Annotated in this window: 10 protein-coding genes and 3 pseudogenes; 7 read left to right on the forward strand and 6 right to left on the reverse strand. The window is 70.7% G+C overall.

The features are described from left to right. Positions 1-95: 95 nt before the first annotated feature. A complete protein-coding gene (locus tag ACIQ87_RS07135; RefSeq protein ID WP_402402790.1) occupies positions 96-6,791 on the forward strand; it encodes a polymorphic toxin-type HINT domain-containing protein in 6,696 nt (2,231 codons plus the stop codon). A gap of 26 nt (positions 6,792-6,817) precedes the next feature. Then, positions 6,818-7,237 carry a hypothetical protein gene (locus ACIQ87_RS07140; protein WP_402402793.1) on the forward strand — a complete coding sequence of 140 codons (420 nt, stop codon included), beginning with the start codon at positions 6,818-6,820 and terminating at the stop codon, positions 7,235-7,237. Positions 7,238-7,550: 313 nt separating this feature from the next. On the opposite strand, the pseudogene ACIQ87_RS07145 reads toward ACIQ87_RS07140, so the two are convergent. The 4 genes and pseudogenes from ACIQ87_RS07145 to ACIQ87_RS07160 all read right to left on the reverse strand — a co-directional run. Continuing rightward, positions 7,551-7,745 (reverse strand): annotated as a pseudogene (locus tag ACIQ87_RS07145) (IS30 family transposase); the annotation flags it as partial. Between the two features lie 73 nt (positions 7,746-7,818). Beyond that, positions 7,819-9,621 carry a group II intron reverse transcriptase/maturase gene (ltrA, locus tag ACIQ87_RS07150; protein WP_402402796.1) on the reverse strand — a complete coding sequence of 601 codons (1,803 nt, stop codon included), beginning with the start codon at positions 9,619-9,621 and terminating at the stop codon, positions 7,819-7,821. 683 nt (positions 9,622-10,304) lie between these two features. After that, positions 10,305-10,526: pseudogene (locus ACIQ87_RS07155) on the reverse strand (IS30 family transposase); the annotation flags it as partial. 26 nt (positions 10,527-10,552) lie between these two features. Next, positions 10,553-10,971: pseudogene (locus ACIQ87_RS07160) on the reverse strand (hypothetical protein); the annotation flags it as partial. 269 nt (positions 10,972-11,240) lie between these two features. Between ACIQ87_RS07160 and pepN the strand changes: the two are divergent. Next, positions 11,241-13,745: an aminopeptidase N gene (gene pepN, locus ACIQ87_RS07165; RefSeq protein ID WP_402402799.1), complete on the forward strand. Its 2,505-nt coding sequence runs from the start codon at positions 11,241-11,243 to the stop codon at positions 13,743-13,745. 128 nt (positions 13,746-13,873) lie between these two features. Here the strand turns inward: pepN and ACIQ87_RS07170 are convergent, their stop codons facing one another. Further along, positions 13,874-14,254, reverse strand: coding sequence for a hypothetical protein (locus ACIQ87_RS07170; RefSeq protein WP_402402802.1), 381 nt, complete (start codon positions 14,252-14,254; stop codon positions 13,874-13,876). A gap of 417 nt (positions 14,255-14,671) precedes the next feature. On the opposite strand from ACIQ87_RS07170, the gene ACIQ87_RS07175 reads away from it, so the two are divergent. Beyond that, positions 14,672-17,377 carry a glycosyl hydrolase gene (locus tag ACIQ87_RS07175; protein ID WP_402402805.1) on the forward strand — a complete coding sequence of 902 codons (2,706 nt, stop codon included), beginning with the start codon at positions 14,672-14,674 and terminating at the stop codon, positions 17,375-17,377. Positions 17,378-17,476: 99 nt separating this feature from the next. Here the strand turns inward: ACIQ87_RS07175 and ACIQ87_RS07180 are convergent, their stop codons facing one another. Further along, positions 17,477-17,884 carry an ArsR/SmtB family transcription factor gene (locus ACIQ87_RS07180; RefSeq protein ID WP_402402808.1) on the reverse strand — a complete coding sequence of 136 codons (408 nt, stop codon included), beginning with the start codon at positions 17,882-17,884 and terminating at the stop codon, positions 17,477-17,479. A gap of 104 nt (positions 17,885-17,988) precedes the next feature. Here ACIQ87_RS07180 and ACIQ87_RS07185 point away from each other — a divergent pair, with 104 nt between their 5' ends. The 3 genes from ACIQ87_RS07185 (at position 17,989) to ACIQ87_RS07195 (ending at position 22,285) form a co-directional block, all read left to right on the forward strand. Next, on the forward strand, positions 17,989-19,965 hold the full coding sequence (locus ACIQ87_RS07185) for a heavy metal translocating P-type ATPase (RefSeq protein ID WP_402402810.1): 1,977 nt from the start codon (positions 17,989-17,991) through the stop codon (positions 19,963-19,965). A 196-nt stretch (positions 19,966-20,161) separates the two neighbouring features. Continuing rightward, positions 20,162-21,289 carry a hypothetical protein gene (locus ACIQ87_RS07190; RefSeq protein WP_402402812.1) on the forward strand — a complete coding sequence of 376 codons (1,128 nt, stop codon included), beginning with the start codon at positions 20,162-20,164 and terminating at the stop codon, positions 21,287-21,289. Positions 21,290-21,484: 195 nt separating this feature from the next. Then, positions 21,485-22,285 carry a GNAT family N-acetyltransferase gene (locus ACIQ87_RS07195; RefSeq protein WP_402402815.1) on the forward strand — a complete coding sequence of 267 codons (801 nt, stop codon included), beginning with the start codon at positions 21,485-21,487 and terminating at the stop codon, positions 22,283-22,285. Positions 22,286-22,290 lie beyond the last annotated feature (5 nt).

Raw genomic sequence — 22,290 nt, forward strand, 5'->3', positions numbered from 1 at the left:
TGGCAGCGGCAACAGGACAGCACGCTGCAACGACCGGCGCCGAGGTCGCCGCGAAGAGCGGCCCTGCCACTGCGGGCCCCGTTCTCCGAGTAGAGGTGACCGACGCGAAGGCGGCCGAGGCCGTGGGATCCCACGGCGGCCTCGTCACCCTCACGCCGACGTCCGGTGCCGGCGGCAAGGTCCAGGTGGCCTTGGACCCTGACGTGATCAGCGGCGGCATCGGTGCCGGGTGGGCCCAACGGGCCGGCCTCTATGCCCTGCCGGCCTGCTCACTGACCACTCCCCAGGCGGGAGGCTGCCAGGAGCGCACGCCCGTCGCGTCGCACTACGACGCCGCCACCAAGCGGCTGGTCGCAGAAGTGGACCTGCCGTCGACGGCGGCGGCACCGGCCCAGGGTGGTGTCTCCGCCAAGTCGGTCACGGCGCTCGCACCGATGGTCCTCACCCTGGACGCACCGACCGACGCCGGAGGCGGTGGAACCTTCAGCGCAACCAGCCTCGCCCCGAGCCAGGCCTGGACCGCAGGTGACGCGTCCGGTTCGTTCAACTACACCTATCCGATCCAGTCTCCGCCGACCCTCGGCGGCACCGCTCCCCAACTCGCCCTCGGGTACAGCTCGGCCTCGGTGGACGGCCGTACGTCGTCCACCAACTCGCAGGCCTCATGGCTCGGTGACGGCTGGGACCTCGGAACCGGGTTCGTCGAGCGGGTCTACAAGCCGTGCTCCAAGGCGGGCATCGCGGGATCCGGCGACCAGTGCTGGGGCGGGGCCAACCTGACGCTCTCGCTCGCAGGTCATTCCGGTGAACTGGTCCCGAAGGACGGCTCGTGTGCCACCGGGACCTCCACGGACGAGCAGTCCAAGTGCACCTGGCGCCTCAAGAGCGATGACGGCAGCCGCATCGAGTTCCTGACCGGCGCCGCCAACGGCACCTGGAGCGGCTCCTACATCAAGCTCACCGACGCGGCGGGCACCGCCTACTACTTCGGCCTCAACCACCTGCCGTCCGTCGGCGGTGGCGCAACGGCCGCCGGGCCGGACTCCAACTCCGCCTGGACCGTCCCCGTCTACTCTCCCAACGCCGGCGATCCCTGCTACAACGCCGGCCAGGGGCAGGCATCGTGGTGTCAGATGGCCTGGCGCTGGAACCTCGACTACGTGGTCGACGTCCACGGCAACCTCACCACCTACACCTACGCCCCGGAAACCAACTACTACGCACGGGGTGCCGGCCAGAACCGCGGCAACGGCGTCAACAGCGCCTACACCCGCGGCGGTGTCGTCCGGACCATCGCCTACGGTCAGCTGCTCAGCGACCAGATCGCAGCGAACGGCAACTACCAGGGCGCATCGAGGATCGTCCTCGACAGCGGCGAGCGCTGCCTCACCAGCCCCACCGCATGCGACCCGGGACAGCGCACCGCCGCCAACGCGGTCAACTGGCCCGACGTACCGCTCGACAAGCAGTGCCAGCAGAACGACCCCTGCTCCAACAGCGGACCGAGCTACTGGACGACCAAGTGGCTCAACACCGTCACCACCCAGATCCGCTCGGGCGGTGGCTACCGTGATGTCGACCACTACGAGCTGACCCACGTCTTCAAGCAGGTCGAGAACCCCACGGAGAACACCGCCGTCCCGTGGCTCGCGTCGATCCGGCGCACGGGCAAGGACACTGCCAACGGCCAGGCCGAGGTCAAGGTCCCGCTGGTCACATTCGCCAACATGCTGCTGCCCAACCGTGTCGACGGCGCGGGCCCCGCGCGTCCCGAGTACAACCGGCCGCGCATGGCGTTCGTCACCACCGAGACCGGTGGCACCATCGGCGTCGACTACTACTCCGCCTCCTGCTCCCGGACGGCGGGCGTCATGCCGACCTCCGCGGACAACAACAAGCTGGCCTGCTACAACGTCAAGTGGTACCAGACCAACTCCAAGCCCACCGACCCGCCGGTCGACGACTGGTTCCTGCGCTACCCGGTCAAGTCCGTCACGGTCGACCCGCGATCCGACCTGGTCAAGGGAGCCCTCCCGCAGACGACCACGTACACGTACGGCGACGCGGCCTGGCACCGGAACGACTCCCCGTTCATCGAGGACAAGGACCGCACCTGGGACGAGTTCAGAGGGTTCGCCTCCGTCACCGCCGTCACCGGCAACGGCAAGGACGGCGTCAAGGGCAAGACCTCCCGGACCTACTACCAGGGCATGGACGGCGACATCACCACCACGGGCACCCGCTCGGTGAAGGTGAAGGGCCCGGTCAGCGCAGCGGTCCAGGACTCCGACTGGCTGTCGGGGGAGGTCCTCGAAAGCGACACCTTCGCCGACGCCGACGCCGCTGCGCCGCTCGCCTACAGCATCAACACCCGCGCCGGGGAGGTGGAGACCGCCAGACACGCGCGCGGAACCCTGCCACCACTGATCGCCCGGTACTCGGCCACCACGTCCGTCACCACCGCGGGAGCCCTGAAGAGCGACGGCACCTGGCGCACCACGACGGAGACCACCACCAACGACCCCGACCACTCCAACCGTCCCAAGACCGTCCTCAGCGCAGCCGACGGCACCCCGGATGTCTGCGCCCGCACCTCCTACGCCGCCAACAACGACCCGGTCATGTCCGGCATGGTGGCCGAGACGATCTCCGTCTCCGGGGCGAACGCCTGCACCACCGCCGCCACTGCGGCCAACACCATCAGCGGCGCCCGCACGCTGTTCGACAGCCAGCCCTACGGCTCCGCCGGTTCCAAGGGCCTCGTCAGCGGCATCCAGGCCCTCGACGGCTACGACGCCAACGGCAACGCCCGCTGGATCACCACCGGGCTGACCACCTACGACGCCTACGGCCGTACGGTCACCGTCACGGATCCGACGGTCACCGACGCCAAGCACCCCTCCGGTGCGTCCACCACCACCACACGCAGCTCCGCCAACCCCGGTGAACTGCCCAACCAGACGACGATCACCGCCCCGGCGCCCGCGGGCGCCCCCGACGCGGACACCGGCCGCGTCTCGACCGTCACCCTCGACCCGGCCCGCTCCCTGCCCCTGGTGAGCACGGACGCCAACGGCCGTTCCATCACCGAGGCTTACGACGGCCTCGGCCGGCTGACCTCCGCGTGGCAGGCCGGCCGCACCACCGCCGACCCCGCCAGCCAGGTCTTCACCTACGACCTCAACGGCTCGGCGAAGCCCAGTACCATCACCAGCCGGACCCTGCGGGCTGACGGCAGCAGCTACGCGACATCCATCCAGATCCTGGACGGGCTGGCCCGGGTCATCCAGACCCAGACCGACCCGGCGATCTCCGCGTACACCGGCCGGTTGATCACCGACACGTACTACGACTCCCAGGGCCGCACTCCGCGCGTCAACAACACCTACTACAAGGACCTTGTGGGTCCGAGCACCACTCGCTTCGAACCCGACGACGCGACCGTCCCCAACCAGACCTACACCGTCTTCGACGGCATGGGCCGGGCCGTCAGCACGCAGACCCGCGCCTTCGGAACCACCCAGTCCACCATCACGACCGCCTTCCCGGGCGTCGACCGTACCGACGTCACGCCTCCGGCAGGAGCGACCCCGGGCAGCAAGGTCACCGACTCGCGCGGCCGCACGACCCAGTTCTGGCAGTACCGCACGCCCACCGCCACCGGCAACGCGGGCGACGCGGACGTCACGACGTACACCTACAGCCCCGCGGGGAAAGAGACGTCGCGTACGGACGCCGCCGGTAACACCTGGAGTTACAGCTACGACCAGCGTGGCCGCCAGACCAGCGCCAGCGACCCCGACACGGGCAACAGCACCACCGTCTACGACAATGCCGGGCGGGTCACCTCCACGACCGATGGCCGCGGCAAGACCATCGCGACCACCTATGACCTCCTGGGCCGCAAGACCGGGACGTACGACGGCACCATCTCCCCGGCCAGCCAGCTGACCGGCTTCGCCTACGACACCGTCGCCAAGGGGCAGCTCGACACTTCCACCCGCTACGCCAACGGCGCCGCCTACACGAAGGCAGTCCTCAGCGTCGACATCGCCTACCGTCCGACCAAGACCACGCTGACCATCCCCGGCAGCGAGATCGGCAAGACCGGCAACGTCACCTTCACCAGCAAGGCGAAGTACGACCCCATCACCGGCGCACTGAACCAAGAGACCCGACCCACCGTCGGCGACGTCTTCGCCGAGACCATCGAATACGGCTACGAGCACTACGGACCGCTTCTGAGGTTCGGCGCGGTCGCCGGCCAGACGTACGACCTCCAGTCGGACTACGACGCCTTCGGCCGCAACATCCGCTCCACCATGAACCCCTGGGGCACCCAGGTCGTCACCACCAACACGTACGACGAGTCGACCGGACGTCTGCTCACCCAGTTCGTCGACACGCAGACCTCGACCACCGGCGTCGTCCAGAACACCACCTACGCCTACGACCAGTCCGGACGCATCACGGCGATCCGCTCCATCCCGAACAGCGACCCGAACGCCACGGACCTCCAGTGCTTCGGTTACGACTACCTCGGACGCCTGACCACCGCCTGGACGGACACGGGCCGGCTCAACCAGGTGCCCGGTCCCAGCGTCGGAGGACAGGGCGCCTGCGCCAACAACAGCCCCACGAGCGGGGTCCAGGCACCCGCTCGGACCACCGTCGGTGGGAGCGTCCCGTACTGGCACACCTACCAGTACGACCTGACGGGCAACCGCACGCAGTTCGTCGCCCACGACCCGGGCGGTGACACCACCAAGGACACCACGGTCACCCAGACCTTCCCGTCCAGCGGCACCCGCAACACCCCCACCACCGCGCCCAACACCGGCGGCGGCACCGGAGGCCCGCACGCCCTGCTCACCTCCAGCAGCCGCACCGGCAACAACGCGCCGACCACCAGCACCACGCAGTACGACCAGGTCGGCAACACGACCGCCATCACCGACACCGCCGGCACGGCGACGCTCACCTGGAACAGCGAGGGCAAGCTCGAATCGCTCGCCAAGACCAGCGCGGGCACCACGACGTACCTGTACGACCCCGAAGGCAACCAGCTGATCCGCCGGAACCCCGGCAGGACCACCATCACCATCGGCGACGACGAACTCGTCTACGACACCAACACCAAGGCCACCGTCGGCACCCGCTACTACAGCATTCCCGGCGGCACCACCCTCGTCCGCCAGGGCGGAGGCCGGCTCACCTACCAGATCGCCGACCACCACGGCACCGGCGGCCTGGCGCTCGACGCCGCCACCCTCACTGAATCCCGCCGGCCGACCGACCCGTTCGGCAACCCCCGAGGCACCCAGCCCTCGGCCTGGGCCGGCGACCGCGGCTTCGTCGGCGGTACCAAGGACGACGTCACCGGCCTCACCAACCTCGGCGCCCGTCAGTACCAACCAACCACGGGGCGCTTCCTCAACCCGGACCCGATCCTCAGCAGCGCCGACCCGCAGCAGTGGAACGCCTACGCCTACAGCAACAACGATCCGGTCAACAGGTCCGACCCGAGCGGGTTGTTCTCGTTCGACATCATCGCCAACATGATCAGCAATGCCGCAAATGTGGTTGCGGCTGGTGTGCAGACGGCTGTGACCCTAGCGACCGAGCACCCCGAGATCGTGCAGCAGGTCTTTGCTGTGGAGAAGGCGGAGGCGTCGAAGAAGAGGGCCGACGAAACGAAGCAGAAGGTGATGAACGCCGGCAAGCAGCTGGCGAAGATCGCCGCCGACGAGCTCGGTATCACCGATGCCTTCGACTGTGTCACCAAGGGCGACCTCGGAGCCTGCGGCGAGACCGCCCTCAACGTCGTCACCAGCCTCATCGGTGGCGGCCCGCTTGCCAAGCTCGCCAAGAAGTACGCGTTCCACTGGGACAAGGCCTGGGAACTGGTCAAGACCATCAAGCGGCTCGCCAGTGAACTCTGGGACGGCTTCCAGGCCTGGCGCAAGGAGTCCAAGCTCGCCCGCGAGGCCGAACAGGTCGTGGGCAGTTGCCCGATCAATGGTGTGAAACACAGTTTCACACCAGGAACACTGGTCCTACTAGCCGACGGCAGCAGTAAACCCATCGGCGACGTTCAGGCGGGCGACTCCGTCCTCGCCACCGATCCCCAGACCGGCGAAACCGCGGCCGAACCCGTCACCGACGTCATCATCACCCCCGACGACCACGAGTTCACCGACCTCACCCTCACCTCCGACGCCGGCTCCCGGGCCCCGCTCGTCACCAGCACCTCCACCCAGCACCACCCCTACTGGAACGAAACCACCCAGCGCTGGACCGAAGCCGCTGACCTCCACTCAGGCGACCAGCTCCGCGCAGCCAACGGCACCCTCCTCACCGTCCAGACCGTCCACAACTACGAGACCGCCCCCCAGGAAGCCCGCAACCTCACCGTCGCCCAGCTCCACACGTACTATGTGCTCGCAGACACCACGCCGGTACTCGTCCACAATTGCATTACAGGTCGGGATACGCCTCGGGGATATCCGGACCGGGAGCTCCCGCGGGACCCCCGGACCGGAGAGCCGGCTCCTGACCCGGCGGCTGAGGGGTATCCGCACACGCAACTCGGGGTGAAAAACAGCAAGCGGAATCCCCCGTACGCTCAGGCCCGAGAGTTCGATGCGGATGGCAAGCCCGTCAGGGACGTCGACTTCACTGATCATGGAAGGCCGCAGAACCATGACAATCCGCACCAGCACCCCTGGAATGAAAACGCGACCGGTGGCACCCGTAGTCGTGGTGGCGCGGAGCCGTTGGATTTCGGGTAACGATGAGTGAAATAGTGGAATTTCGGATGCACGACGCTGACGGAAGAATAGTCGGTCTCGACAGCTTGCTTGCCCTGGTCCCGGACAACAACTGGGTGTGGTCCGTGCTCGAATTCGACGGGATTGTGCGAGGAGAGTTCGGCCTGGGATATGCAGAAGTTCGAGATAAGGTGAACTCCTCGCCTGAGGGGTACGTCATGTCGTGGCCTCAGGTTCAGGAATTCGCGACCGGTGTCCGCCAGTGCTTTGATCTGCTGCTTGTGGCGGAGAGATGCCCTCGCTTGGTTGATCCGGAACGATTCGCTGCGGATGATTTCGGAGCATGTCCCCTGGTTCTAACTGCGAGTGATAGCACTTGGTGGACGGTAGAAGTCGACGCCGATACCGAGGAGGCATCTGGTCTGGCGGCAGAGCTCCGAGCTCGCTATGAAGTCGAGATGGGATAGAAGGAAATAAATACGGGTATTAGCTGAGGCAAATCGAAGCCCCGCCAGATCTATTCTGGCGGGGCTTCTGGGCCGTCTGGCGGCAGGAGCTGACGGCAACTCGGCGAGCGAGACCAGCGCAGGGGTGGCGATTTCATCATCGTCGATCCTGGCCGCCTCGCGTCCTGTCTGGCCGGCGAGGGCGGCGCTGAGGCGCCAATGGCGTCGTGCTGGAACGGGAGTCGGAGGGTGAGCTGTTCAGAGTTTCTTTGCTGGGTCAAGGAGGCCCGCCGTCGCGGGCCGCGCGCTCCGGCCCGGCGGGGCCGCCCGCCCGTGCGGCCATCTCGGCGCCCTGGTCCCAGGTCAGCGAGCGCACCAGGTGGCCGGGCAGGGTCCGCACGGTCTCCACGAGGGCGTCGCGCACGAGTTCAGCGGTGCAGTCGTTCGCCAGGTGAAGCAGCATCACGTAGCGGGTGGCGCGTTCGACCACGGTGCCGATCGTTGAGGCGCCGACCTTGCCGGTGATCAGTCGGGTAGCGGGGACGCATTGCTGCGTCCCCGCCCCCTCAGAACCGTGCAAGCAGCTGTTCACCGCACACGGCTCAAGCAAGCCCCGAGGGCTCGCGGGCAGGCGAAGGTGCTGGACTCGTCAGCTCGGCGGCTCCGTTCCGCCGTTGACATTGGGTGTGGAGGAGACGGATTCGTTGATCGCCCGGCGTGCTTCCGCCCAGGAATGCGACGTACTGCTTGGAGATCGCATTCCGGATGACGGCCCGCCATGTCTCCCATTCCTGGGGACTTCGCGGCGGGTGATCGGCGTGCAGCAGGAGCCCTCCGCAGACCGGGCAGCGACCGTGCTGAGCCTGGAGCAGGCGCATGGTCATGCCGTCGACCGGCGGAGGTGGTCCCTTGCGACGTCGCTCGGCCCAGTACGACTCCAGAGCCGGGTCGTCCGGAGACGCCCTGCCCTTGACCAACTGGTGCCGGACGATCTTCGTCCAGGAGAACTTGAGCAGGTAGGCGCCGCTGTCGCGGTCGCCGAACACCCAGCGGTCCTTCCTGGCCTTGTTGAACCGGCCGAAGTAATTGCTGGAGATCCAGTGCTTCGGCTTGTTCGGGTGGCTGTGCTTGGCCCACTTGCAGGCGAGCTGCCACATGTAGCTGTCCAGCGCGCTGAAGATCTCGCTGGACACCACCGTCCGGTAGTAGGCCGACCAGCCCCTCACGATGGGGTTGATCTTCTTGAGCACGGCCGCAGCGTTGGCCCCTCGCAGGGCCAGTATCTCGGCGTGCAGCCGTTCCCGGATCCGTCGTTGTGCCGCAGTGCTCGGCTTGACCAGCAGTTTGCCGTGATACCGGCGGACGTTGAACCCCAGGAAGTCGATCCCGCTCTCCGCGTGGACGATGCGTGTCTTGTCCTCGTGGAAGGCGAGCCCCCTGGGCGTCAGCCATGCCGCCAGCCGCGCCCTGACCCGTTCGGCCTGCTCACGGCTGGTGCACATCGCGACAAAATCGTCTGCGTACCGAACCAGCACGGGACTTCCGCTCTGTGCACTCCCGGCGTCTCGGCCGGCGGTGTAGTAGCGGACCCCTGCGGCTTCCTCTATCCCGTGCAGGGCCACGTTGAAGAGCAACGGGCTGATCACCCCGCCCTGCGGAGTTCCCTCCTCGGTCGGGGCGAACCGACCCTTGTCCACGACCCCGGCCTTCAGCCACTGCCGGACCAGTCCCCGGGCGGGGAAGGTGCCGAGCGTGGCCAGCAGCCGGTCGTGGTCGATACGGTCGAACGCCGCCGTCAGGTCCGCGTCGAGCACCCACACACGCTGCGGGTTCTTCCCGTTCAGCGTGGAGTAGATGGCCCCGATCGCGTCGTGACAGCCGCGGCCGGGCCGAAAGCCGTACGACTTCGGCTCGAACCGCGCTTCCCACTCGGGTTCCAGTGCGCCCAGTGCCACGGCTTGCAGGCACCGGTCGACGATCACGGGAATCCCGAGTCCGCGCTTCTTCGGGGTCCCCGGTTTGGGGATGAACACCCGCTTGACGGGCTTGGGAGTCCAGGGTCGGGCCTGGTGCTGGACCCAGTGGGCCAACGCGGCCTTGGACTGGGCAAGCAGCACCACCTGACCGTCGACTCCCGCCGTCGCGCGTCCCGCGTTGATCTCCGTGACCCGCCGCACGCTCAGGAGCGTGTTCGAACGGGACCGGAGCATCAGCTTCTGCAAATTGCGGACCTTCTTGAGGTCCCCTGCCTGCGATGCCGTGAAGATTCTCCGCCGCAAACGCCGTACGTCCTCCTCGGCCCGGCGCCAGTCGATCGACGCCCAGTCCAGGTCTTCGCCCTCGGGTCCGTTCACCGTCGCGGCGGCGGCCGGGACGGTCGAGACCGCTCCGTCCGCGTCCGTCATGGTGTCCAACTTGTCCCTCGGTTCCGTCGTCCTTGTCCAGTGAGTCCGCACAGACTCACCCGGCCCACGTCAGCACCCTTTCGGGTCCAGGCAGCCGCCTGTATCCGGACGGTTATGCGGGGCGACCGGCGGAGAGGCCGGTCATGCTGCCCCGGGTTCCCGTTTCCTTTCGGCTTCCGACATTGGCTTCTTGGGCCGTCCTTTTCCCGCTGGGGAGTTGAGCCTTCCTCACGGTCGGCCGACCGGGCCGCGACGGCCCGGACCCCAACGGGGTTTCCACGTTCCACACGAATGAGATGCGACCGGGGTGGGTGCTCCCTTTACCCCGAGGCGGCGGTGTCCACCTGGCCGGAACGACCTCTACCGGCCAGCGCCTGCCGCTTCTCAGCGGCCAGCCATGCACCCCGCTGGTGCTTTCCATCGGCGGGGCTTGGGTTCACGAGGCATCATCGGGAGTTCACTTGGGTTCACCCGTCCGGTCTTCCCCTTGCCGGTAACTCCCGGATGGAACGGGAGTCCTTGGGCTTCCCCTCGGGCTTCGCACCACGCCGTTACCGGCATCGCACGCCAAGGGCGGGGACGGGTCATACGGACACGGACCCGTGACTGCACCTACGGCCCCACCATCAGCCGCCTCTCCATTCGGTCAGCCCACTCAAATTCGTGCAACTTCGTGTCGCACGGTCGCCCTCCCAGTGGCCGGGGACGGCCCGGTCCTCGGCCTCGGCCGGGCGTTCGCTGATCATGACCATCGGGTCGGCGAAGCGCGGCTGGCGGCAGTTGGCCTGCCGCTGGGGCCTGCGGCGGGCCCGGCCACTGCGCAGGGCGCCGGCCAGCTCACGCCGCAACTGGCCACGGCCTTGGACGTAGAGCGCCTGGTAGACGGTCTCGTGGACCACGTGCATCTCCGGCCGGCGTGCAGGGTCTTCTACTGGCTGCCGAAGGCGTCGAACAGGTCGAGGGCCCGCTGGCGGGGGTTGCCCTCGTCGTCCCACGGCTGCAGGAACAGTAGGGGGATGGTGACCTGACGGGTCTCCTCGCGCTGGGCGTGGGGCACGTAGCCCCCGGCGAAGAAGCTGGCGGCGGCGGAACGGGGCCGGGCACCGCACCCGGCGGCGGCGATGGGGGCCGCCGGGTAGCCCTGCGCCGCGCAGTGCCGGGCCCGGGCCACCAGGCGGGGTTCCCGCCTGGGCAGGCCGTTGTTGTGGGCCGGCAGGATCAGCGGGGCCGGTGCGGAGGTGGACCCAGGAGGCGACCACAGGGTGCCGGGGATCTCGCCGAGGGTGAGGCGAGGGTGAATTCGCGTTCGAGGACGTTGTCGCCGGGGCGCTGCTCGGAGGTGAGGTGCAGGGTCGTGCCTTTCGGGGTGCTCGGAGACGGCGCTCCCGGACGACGACCTGTCGCCCGACCGTGACCCCGGAGGGGGCACCCGTGTCGTTACTGCGTTCACGGGTACCACCTCCTCGTTCTCTCGCGAGGCCTCCGGCAAAGTAGCAGTCGTCACCGCGATGCGCCGAACGGTTCCCGCGCGGGCGCCGTGGCCGGATGTCACGAAGCCCCCGCGCCCGGAGCCGAAAAGCCCGTACCGTTCGCCCCCTGGATGGAGCAGCATGGCCCCTGTGTCCGATACCTCAGTACTCACTCGCGCCGAGGCCGTCGAGCGCCACCGGCTGCTCGGCGTCCACACCGTCCACGTCGACCTCGACCTGACCCGCGGGCAGGAGCTGTTCGGCTCCACCACGGTGATCCGCTTCGGCTGCGCCACCCCGGGCGCCGGGACGTTCCTGGACGTCAAGCCGGCCGTCCTGCACCGGGTGGTGCTGAACGGCCGCGAACTGGACGTCGCCGCCCTGCGGGCCGGGCGCTTCCCGCTGACCGACCTGGCGGCCGACAACGAGCTCTCCGTCGAGGCCGACATGGCCTACTCGCACACCGGCGAGGGCATGCACCGCTACACCGACCCCGCCGACGGCGAGGACTACGTCTACACCCAGTCCTTCCTCGACGACGGCCCGCGGGTGTTCGCGTCCTTCGACCAGCCCGACCTCAAGGCGCGGTACACGGTGTCCGTCACCGCGCCGCGGCAGTGGACCGTGGTCGGCAACGGCCTGGGCCGCCAGGTCTCGCCCGGCCGCTGGGAGTTCGCGCCCACCCCGGCGATCAGCAGCTACCTGGTCTCCGTGGTGGCCGGCCCGCTGCACTCGGTGCGCGCCGAGCACGACGGGATCCCGCTCGGCCTGCACTGCCGCCGCTCGCTCGCCGCCCACCTGGACGCCGACGTCGACGAGCTGCTGGAGATCACCCGGCAGGGCTTCGACCACTACCACCGGGTCTTCCGGCACCGGTACCCCTTCGACAGCTACGACCAGTGCTTCGTACCGGAGTTCAACGCCGGCGCGATGGAGAACCCGGGCTGCGTCACCCTGCGCGACGAGTTCGTCTTCCGGTCCGCCGTGCCCGACACCAAGCGCGAGGACCGCGCCATGGTGGTCATCCACGAGATGGCGCACATGTGGTTCGGCGACCTGGTCACCATGAAGTGGTGGGACGACCTGTGGCTGAACGAGTCCTTCGCCGAGTACATGGCCTACAGCGTCACCGCCTCCTCCACCCGCTTCACCAGCGCCTGGACCGGCTTCGCCGCCAACCGCAAGACCTGGGGCTACGACGCCGACCAGCGCCCCTCCACCCACCCGGTGGCACCCGGCACGGTGGACGACACCGCCCGGGCGCTGCAGAACTTCGACGGGATCTCCTACGCCAAGGGCGCCGCCGCACTGCGCCAACTCGTCGCCTGGCTCGGCGAGGAGGCCTTCCTGGCCGGCGTCAACGACTACTTCGACGAGCACGCCTTCGGCAACGCCACCCTCGACGACCTGCTCCGGGCCCTCGCGGTGACGAGCGGCCGCGACGTCCACGGCTGGGCCGACCGCTGGCTGCGCACCACCGGCGTGGACACCCTGCGGCTGACCGACGGCCGGATCGAGCAGAGCTCGGCCGACGGCACGCTGCGCCCGCACCAGCTGACCGTGGCTCACTACCGGCGCACCGCCGAGGGAGCGTTGGAGCAGGCCGACCGCGTGCCGGTCGACGTCGCGGCCGACGCCACCGCCGCGCAGCCGGCCGTCACGCGGCCCGCGGATGCCGAGCTGACCCTGCTCAACGACACCGACCTCACCTTCGCCAAGATCCGCCTGGACCCCGGCTCCTGGCAGGCCGTGCGCTCCTCGCTCGGCGCCGTGCCCGAGGAACTGGCCCGCGCGGTGCTCTGGAGCGCCGCCCGGGACCAGGTGCGCGACGGGGAGCTGGCGCCCGGCGAGTACCTGCGGCTGGTCGCCGACCACCTGCCCGGCGAGACCTCGGTGCACCTGGTGGACGCGGTGCTCTCGTTCGCCCGCGAGTTCGTGGTGGATTGCGCGGTGCCGCCGTCCGGGCGCCCGGAGGCACTGGCCGGCCTGGCGCAGGTCTGCCGAACCCTGCTGCGGCGCACCGAGGGCGATCCGGGCGGCACCGGGCTGCGCCTGGTGGCCGTGCGCGGCGTGATCGCCACCGCCGACGGCGAGGAGCAGGCCGCCGAACTGCGCGACTGGCTGACGGCCGGCACGGTACCCGGCGGGCCGGCGCTCGACCCGGACCTGCGCTGGCAGCTGCTGCTGCGGCTGTGCGTGCTCGGCGCCGCTGGCGAGCCGGAGATCGCCGCCGAACTCGCCGCCGACCCCAGCAGCACCAGCCAGGAGGGCGCCGCCCGCTGCCGCGCCGCGCTGCCCGACCCCGCGGCCAAGGAGGCCGCCTGGCAGGCGCTGTTCCACGGCGAGCTCTCCAACTACCTGGCCATCGCCACCGCCCGGGGCCTGTGGCAGTCGGAGCAGGCCGAACTGCTGGAGGAGCTGACCGCGCGCTACTTCAAGGAGCTGGGGCCGGCCGCCGGCCGCCGAGGCCCCGCGCTGGCCCGGGTGCTCGCCACGGTGGGGTTCCCGGCCTTCGCCGCCACCGAGCAGACGGTGCGGGCGGCCGAGGTCTGCCTGGCCGACCCGGACCTCACGGCGGCGACCCGGCGCGGACTGGTGGACCAGCTGGACACGCTGCGCCGCGCGGTCCGGGCGCGGGCGTTGACCGAGCGGTAGCACCGGGGCTGACGGCTGACGGCCACCGGAGCTGGAACCGGAGCCGGCACCGGGTCGGGAACCGAACCCGACCCGGCGCCGGCGCCGGCACCGGCACCGGCTCCAACCCCTCCCGCCCACCGGAGGCCTCAGCAGCTCTCCTCGATGTAGAGGAGGGTCAGGAGGCCGTCCGCGGAGGCGAACTCGTAGGGGTGGTAGCTCGGTGCTTCGTCCGCGTGCAGCCTGTCCTTGATCTCGTGCCAGGCCGCGAGCCGGTCGTCCGGCGGGACGTGGCGGAAGTGGCCGCCGGCGCCCTCTCCCACGATCAGCTCGTCCGCCTGGGTCGCCAGACGCCTGGCGAGGTTGCGGTGGAGCGGACCGCGGACCTTCCGCCACAGCCGGCCGTCGTCGTCGGTGAACTCCGCACGGCCGGCCGGGGACGGGATGCCCTCGCCGTACCAGTGCTCGACCGGCGGCAGAGCGGCCGTGATCTCGGCCAGGGTGGCGGTACGGTGGCACTTCTTGGGCATGGCCCAACTCTCCCAAGTCTTCGGGATCCGGACAAGGTGCTGGTGAGAGGACCCGGGCAGGCCGACGGGACCCCGGTTCAGACGTCGGCCCCGAGGCCACCGTCGCCCTCGCCACGATCACCGCCCGCTGGAGCCCGGAGCACCTGCCCGGTCAGGGGAAGCTCCGCCCCGTCCCGGGAGCGTCGTTCGGACCGGGGGACCTCCGGATGCGGGCAACGCCCCGGCAGGGGTGACGGAGGAGCGGGTCCCGTTCGTCACCCTGCCATTGGGTGAATGCAACAGCTTTCAACAGTAAAGCTTTTAATAAGTCGTTATGGTCGCCGACCTTCCTCAGCGACGGCAGACCCGCAAGGCTTCGCTCTGTTTCCGCCGGAACGCGCGACCGCGCCCGGCGCCGTACGGGGAGGACCCACCATCGTGCCCAAGAGGCAACACCGACGGCTGCTGCTGCCCGCCGTCACCCTGACCGTGCTCGGGCTGACCACCACCCAGGCCCTCGCCGCACCCTCCGTCGACCCCGGGCCGCGTCCGCACCAGGCCCGGCACCAGGCCGAGATCGGGCAGAAGCACGCGAAGAAGGTCCGGGAGCAGGCGGCCGCCGCCGGCCCGTCGTTCAGCGCCAAGGCCGAGGCCCCCGGGGAGGACGGGGGCGACGAGGCGGAGAACGCCGCCGAGGGCACCGCGCAGTACACCGAGGCCCGCACCGCCCCCGGCGTGGTCGCGCCGGGCGCCTACGGCGCGGCCTGGGCGCAGCTGCAGTCGATGCCGCACACCGGCGGCAACTGGGACCACGTCACCGACAAGCCGTACGACTCCGACGACCCGCGCTACCGGGACGTCAACTCCAACTCCAGCGGCGGATCCGGGTACGTGACCGGCCGGATCACCGGGATCGCGGCCGACGCCGACGGCTACGTGTACGCGGGCGGCGCCAACGGCGGCGTGTTCCGCTCCCGCACCGGCGGCGGCCAGTGGCAGTCCATCTCGGACAGGCTCCCGTCCCTCTCGACGGGCACCCTGAACCTGGACCGCGGTGGCCGGCTCTGGTACGCCACCGGTGAGTCCAACACCGGCGCGACCTCGTACGTCGGCACCGGCGTGTACGTGCTCGCGGACCCGAAGCGCGGCGAGTTCCAGCCCGGCATGCGGGTCGGCGGCGCCGAGCTGGAGTCCACCGTCATCCACGCGCTGCGCTTCGGTGGCGGCAAGGTGTGGGCGGCGACCAGCCGGGGTGTGTGGAGCCACTCCACGACGGACCTCTCGGGCCCGTGGGTGCTGGAGTTCGCCCCCAACCCCGAGTACCTGCCCGGTGGTTCGAAGGCCGGCGACCCGGCCGCGCCGTACAAGAACATCGCCAACGACATCGCGATCGACCCCAGGGACCCGGGCAAGGTCGTGCTGGCGGTCGGCTGGCGCGGCGGCGACACCTACAACGGCTTCTACAGCAAGGCCGCGGACGGGAGCTGGCAGCGCGTCGGCTCGCTCGGCGACCTGCCGACCGACGCCGCGAACGTCGGCAACGTGACCTTCGCCGCCTCCGCGGACGGCTCCCGCTACTACGCCATCGACCAGTCGCCCGAGGTCGCGGCGACCGACCCCGACACCGGTCTCAAGGGCATCTACGTCTCCAAGTCCGGCTCCCCGTTCGGGCCGTGGACCCAGATCGCGGACAAGGAGAAGCTCAGGAACTCCGGCTCCGCGCTGCAGGACGAGGGCTACCAGCCCGGCATCCAGGCCTGGTACAACCAGTCCCTGCAGGTCGACCCGGCCGACCCGGACCACGTCTACGCGGGCCTGGAGGAGGTCCTGGAGACGAAGAACGGCGGCTCCACCTGGACCGTCCCGGGCCCGTACTGGAACTTCGGCTTCCCGTGCTGGAGCATCGACCCGGCCAAGCAGAGCGGTGACTGCCCGCAGACCACCCACTCCGACCAGCACGCCGTCGCCTTCGGCGGGTACAAGGGCAAGTCCAGCGTGTACGTCGGCAACGACGGCGGCATCTACAGCCGCCCGGTCAACGGCGCGGCCGACGCCTCCGGCCACGCCACGGACTGGAAGTCCCTGGCCGACGGCACCATGGACACCCTGCAGTACTACTCGGTCGGCGTCGGCAAGGACCCGGCGGACCGCTCCGGGCGGGGCGTGATCGTCAGCGGCGGCATGCAGGACAACGGCGAGTCGATCCTGCGCGCCCACGACAAGGTGATGGGCTCCAACTTCGGCGGCGACGGCGCCGACACCATCGTCGACCCGAACAACGGCTGCAACATCGCCGAGGAGTACGTCTACCTCGACATCTGGGTCACCCAGAACTGCGCAGTCAACGACGGCAGTTGGAAGACCGACCCGGCCAAGGCCACCTCGTACGAGGTCGCCCCGCCGGACAAGGACGCCGGCACCGCCCGCTTCATCGCGCCGATCACCGCCGACCCGAAGGACGTCGACACCTGGATCGCCGGCGGCCGGCACGTCTGGGTGCAGCACAAGGGCTACGCGATCCGCAGCGGCAGCGAGTGGACCAGCGCGTACGACCTGGGTGCCGGCCACGTCGCCACCGCGGTGGCGACCGTGAACGGGACGGTGTACGCGGGCTGGTGCGGCCCGTGCAACAACGTCGGCTTCAGCCGCGGCATCGCGGTGGGCAAGACCGACGGCACCGGCTGGCACCAGCTCGACCTGCCGGTCGACGGCGCCCTGCCCAACCGTTACATCTCCTCCTTCGCGGTGGACGAGAACGACGCCCGGCACGTCTTCGTCGCCTTCAACGGTTTCTCGCGGACCTGGACCGAGGGCCCCGGCGCCGGTGTCGGCCACCTCTTCGAGACCCGCGACGGCGGCGCCCACTGGACCGACGTCTCGGCCAACCTGCCCGACGTCCCCGCCACCTCGGTCAGGATCCTGCCCAACGGCGGCCTCGCCCTCGGCAGCGACCTCGCCGCCTTCTACCGCGCACCGGGCACCACCGACTGGCGGGTCCTCGGCCGAAACCTGCCCACCACCGCGGTGCAGCAGCTGAAGACCGGCCCCGACGGCAAGCTCTACGCCGCCACCTTCGGCCGTGGCATCTGGTCCTTCGACCTGCGCCGCCTCGGCCACGGCCGCTACGACGAGACGGACGGCTGACCGGCCGCACCCTCCCCGACCGCCGCTGCCCGGCCCGCTCCGTACGAGCGGGCCGGGCAGCGGCGTCCGTGCACGGTGAGGCGGGTGAGCGGGGGCCGGTCAGGGCGCGGGCCGGGCCACCGTGTCGTCCACGAGGTCCGCGTCCTCGGCGCCGGCGGCGTCGCTGAGCCCGAGGCGCAGGTGCTCGGTGTGGTAGACGGCCTGGTCGAGGAGTTCGGCGACATGGTTGTCGTACAGGGCGTACACCACCGAGCGGCCCTGCCGGGTGCCGACGACCAGGCCGAGGTTGCGCAGCAGCCGCAGCTGGTGGGAGCAGGCGGACTGCTCCATGCCGACGGCGTGGGCGAGTTCGGTGGCCGCGCAGGGCCCTTCGCGCAGCCGGGCGAGGATCAGCAGCCGGGACGGGGTGGCCAGGGCTTGCAGGGTGGTGGCCACCCGCACGGCGTTGTCCGCGTCCAGGCGGGTGCGCGGGACGGCGTTGTTCGCGGGAGCGGCTCCATGACCCATGCGCCAATACTACAGATGACACATGAAGATGTGTTCATGTATTCCTGTATCGTGGATCGGGTCGTCACTCCTGCCCGTGGCCTGTGCGAAGGGTCCTGCCTGCCATGTCCTCCACCCTGATCGAGCGCTCCGCCCCCGAGGTGGCCGCCGCGTCCGGCACCGCCCCCCGTCGGCGGACGCGGATCCTCTCGCTGCCCGAGGCCCGGTGGGCCCTCGCCGCGACGGTGCTGTTCCTGATCGCGCTGCCGCTGCAGCTGACCGGCGCCCCGGCCTGGGCCTGGGGCCCGCTCTACGCGCTCGCCTACGCCACCGGCGGCTGGGAGCCCGCCTGGGCCGGCCTTCAGGCGCTGCGCGAGAAGACGCTCGACGTCGACCTGCTGATGATCGTGGCCGCGCTGGGCGCCGCCGCCGTCGGCCAGGTGATGGACGGCGCCCTGCTGGTCGTCATCTTCGCCACCTCCGGCGCGCTGGAGGCCGTCGCCACCGCCCGCACCGCCGACTCGGTGCGCGGCCTGCTCGACCTCGCCCCGACGACGGCGACCCGGCTGCTGGACGACCGCACCGAGGAGAGCGTCCCGACCGGGCAGCTGGCCGTGGGCGACACCGTGCTGGTGCGGCCCGGTGAACGGATCGGCGCCGACGGGCGGGTCCTGGACGGCGCGAGCGAGGTCGACCAGGCCACCATCACCGGCGAGCCGCTGCCGGTCGCCAAGGAGACGGGCGACGAGGTGTTCGCCGGCACCCTGAACGGCACCGGCGTGCTGCGGATCAGGGTCGAGCGGGACGCCTCCGACTCGGTGATCGCCCGGATCGTGAAGATGGTCGAGGAGGCCTCCGAGACCAAGGCGCCCACCCAGCTGTTCATCGAGAAGGTCGAGCAGCGCTACTCGATCGGCATGGTCCTCGCCACCCTCGCCGTCTTCGCGGTCCCGCTCGCCTTCGGCGCCGCGTTCACCGGCTCGCTGCTCCGGGCGATGACCTTCATGATCGTCGCCTCCCCGTGCGCGGTGGTCCTGGCCACCATGCCGCCGCTGCTGTCCGCGATCGCCAACGCCGGCCGGCACGGCGTGCTGGTCAAGTCCGCCGTCGTCATGGAGCGGCTCGGCGAGGTCGACGCCGTCGCCCTGGACAAGACCGGCACCCTCACCGAGGGCACGCCCCGCGTCACCGACATCCGCCCGCTGGCCGACGCCGGACTGGCGGAGGAGGAGCTGCTGGCACTGGCGGCGGCCGCCGAGCACCCCAGCGAGCACCCGCTCGCCCGCGCCGTCGTCGACGCCGCCCGCACCCGCGGCCTGGCCCTGGCGCCGGCCGAGGACTTCGCCTCCGCCCCCGGCATCGGCGTCACCGCCACCGTGGCCGGCCGCGCCGTCGCGGTCGGCGCCCCGGCCCGGCTCGGCAACAGCGCCGACGGCGCCGTCGGCGCCCTCGTCGCCGAACTGGAGGACGGCGGCCGCACCGCGGTCCTGGTCGAGGCCGACGGTGTCCCGGTCGGCGTGTTCGGCCTCGCCGACCGGCTGCGCCCGGACGCCGCCGCCACCGTCACCGCGCTGACCGCCCTGACGGGTACGGCGCCGATGCTGGTCACCGGCGACAACCCGCGCGCCGGCGCCCGCCTGGCCGCCGAGGTCGGCATCACCGACGTGCGGGCCGGGCTGCTGCCCCAGGACAAGGTCGCCGCCGTCAGGGAGCAGGAGACGGCCGGACGGAAGGTGATGGTGATCGGCGACGGCGTCAACGACGCCCCCGCCCTGGCCGCCGCCCACACCGGCATCGCCATGGGCCGGGCCGGTTCCGACCTCGCCCTGGAGACGGCCGACGCCGTCATCGTGCGCGACGAACTCGCCACCGTCCCCGCCGTCGTCGCCCTCTCCCGCCGAGCCCGCGCCCTCGTCGTGCAGAACCTGGTGATCGCCTCGGTGTTCATCACCGGCCTGGTGGTCTGGGACCTGGTCGCCACCCTCCCGCTGCCGCTCGGCGTCCTCGGCCACGAGGGCTCCACCGTCATCGTCGGCCTCAACGGCCTGCGCCTGCTGCGCGAGGCGGCCTGGACCCGGGCCCGCACCGAAGGCCGCCGGTGAGCCGACGCGGCCTCCGGGCCCGCGCACCGACCCGCGCGCGTCGAGGCCCTCGCAGCCACCCGGCGTGATCGGCATTCGGCCGATGCCGCCGGGCGGCGGAGGCGGCGGATGTCCAGCGTGGCGACCCGGGGGCCACACGGAGCACTTCCGCGGGTCGGGACGACCGGTCCCGTCCGCCTTCCAGAAGGCAGTACACATGAAGCTTCGGGCATGCTCGAGCGCGCTGGTGACCGGCGCGCTCACCCTCGCGCTGACCGCCGCCGCGGCCCCGTCCGGGGGCGCCGGCCAGCCGTTCCTGAACCGGCTCGACACCGTGTCCACCGTCGCGTCCACCGTCCCCGAGAACGGCGACGTCAACCCGTACGGCGTGTTCACGATCCAGGAGAGCACCGGAAACCTGCACCGGGGCAACGTCCTGGTCAGCAACTTCAACAACGCGGCGAACCCGCCCGCGGGGGAGCAGGGCCGGGGCACGACGCTGGTCCAGATCACCCCGGACGGGACCCGGACCACGTTCGCCACCATCGACCCGAACAACCTGCCGGGCCCCTGCCCCGGCGGGGTCGGGCTCACCACGGCGCTGACGGTCCTGCCCGGCGGCTGGGTCGTGGTCGGCAGCCTCCCCACCGCCGACGGCACGTCCGACACCGCCCAGGCCGGCTGTCTGCTGGTGCTCGACAAGCACGGCACGGTCCGCGAGACCATCGCCGGGGGCGGCATCAACGGGCCGTGGGACATGACCGCCGTCAGCTTCGGCGAGCGGAGCGAGCTGTTCGTGACCAACGTCCTCAACGGGACGGTCGCCGCCGGCGGTGCCCAGGTCGACCGGGGGACCGTCCTGCGGATCACCCTGTGCACCGAGGAGGGCGGCCTGCCGCAGCGGGTGGCCACCACCGAGATCGGGTCGGGCTTCCCCGAACGGACGGACCCGGCGGCCCTGGTGGTCGGTCCGACCGGCGTCGGCCTCGGCCACGACGGCACGCTGTTCGTCGCCGACACGGTGCTCAGCCGGATCACCGCGATCCCGCACGCGCTGGACCGGCAGGACAGCGCCGGGATCGGGCGGGTCGTCACCTCGGGCGGCGCCCTCAACGGCCCGCTGGGGATGGCCCTCACACCCCGCGGTGACGTCCTGACGGTCAACGGCGGGGACGGCAACATCGTCGAGACCACCCCGGCCGGCCGGCAGGTGGCGGTCAAGCAGATCAACAACGAGGGCACCCCGCCCGGCGCGGGCGCGCTCTTCGGCCTCGCACTGGACCTCGACCGCGACGCCGTCTACTTCGTCAACAACGCCGACAACGTCCTCGACGTCCTGCACTGAGCGGGAGATCCCCGGGGGAGCCGGCGCTTCGCCCCTCGTCTCGAAGTCCGTTTCCCACCAAGGGAGTAGGGTCCGTCCCCGGTCGCGGGGCGGACCCTTCGCACGGCCGGCCACCGCGCGGCGTCCGCCGGGTAGGGTACGTACCGATCTTGGCAAGTTCCTTGTTCGGCAACCTTCTTGACGCGTGGGGGCACGGTGACAGACCTCTCGGACTCCATCGAATCGGTCCGGCAACTCGCCGTGGGCTGGCGGGCCATGGTGCTCGACCGTGACGCCGACGCCGACGTGCGGGACCTCCCCGGCATAGCCGTGCGCTGGGCCGACTGCCGGTTCGCGTTCTGGAACTGCGTCACGCTGACCGACGTGGGCGCGGGCGCGGACCTCGTCGGGGAACGGCTGCGGCAGGCCGCGGACATCATGCGCGCCAAGGAACACCCCGGCTTCCTCTGGCTGTTCGAGGACCTGCTCACCGACGAGGCCAGGGCGGCGCTGGCGACGGCGGCCGACGAGGCGGGCCTCCGGTACGCCTTCCCGGGGACGGGCATGGCGGGCGACCTCCTGCCCGTCCCGGAGCCGGCCCACCCCGAGCTGACCTTCGTCCGGGTGGCGACCGACGAACACCTGCGGGCCTATGCGGACATCAACTCCCGCGGCTACGGCTTCCCCCTGGAGGACGGCCGCGACGGCCTGCTCGGATCCGTCCTGTGGAAGAAGGACGTCCACGCCTACCTGGCCCTGCGCGACGGCGTCCCGGTCGCCTGCGCCGCCACCGTGGAGACGGACGGCCGCCTCTTCGTCGTCCTGGTCGCCACCGACCCGCAGTGGCAGCGCCGGGGCTACGGCGAGGCGGTCACGCGCAAGGCCCTCCACGAGGGCGCCCGCGCCACCGGGCTGACCCGCGCCACCCTCCACGCGACCGTCGCCGGGGCGCCCGTCTACCCGCGCATCGGGTTCGAGCCGAACTCGCCGATCCGCTTCTACGGCCTGAAGGCCTGAAGGCC

This window comes from Kitasatospora sp. NPDC096204 (assembly GCF_044763205.1).
Classification (GTDB): Bacteria; Actinomycetota; Actinomycetes; order Streptomycetales; family Streptomycetaceae; genus Kitasatospora.

Bases quoted from the DNA above. Each gene is read 5' to 3' on its own strand.
- ACIQ87_RS07140 (WP_402402793.1), top strand. From the start codon at position 6,818: ATGCACGACGCTGACGGAAGAATAGTCGGTCTCGACAGCTTGCTTGCC.
- ltrA (WP_402402796.1), bottom strand. From the start codon at position 9,621: ATGACGGACGCGGACGGAGCGGTCTCGACCGTCCCGGCCGCCGCCGCG.
- ACIQ87_RS07170 (WP_402402802.1), bottom strand. From the start codon at position 14,254: ATGCCCAAGAAGTGCCACCGTACCGCCACCCTGGCCGAGATCACGGCC.
- ACIQ87_RS07180 (WP_402402808.1), bottom strand. From the start codon at position 17,884: ATGGGTCATGGAGCCGCTCCCGCGAACAACGCCGTCCCGCGCACCCGC.
- ACIQ87_RS07185 (WP_402402810.1), top strand. From the start codon at position 17,989: ATGTCCTCCACCCTGATCGAGCGCTCCGCCCCCGAGGTGGCCGCCGCG.
- ACIQ87_RS07190 (WP_402402812.1), top strand. From the start codon at position 20,162: ATGAAGCTTCGGGCATGCTCGAGCGCGCTGGTGACCGGCGCGCTCACC.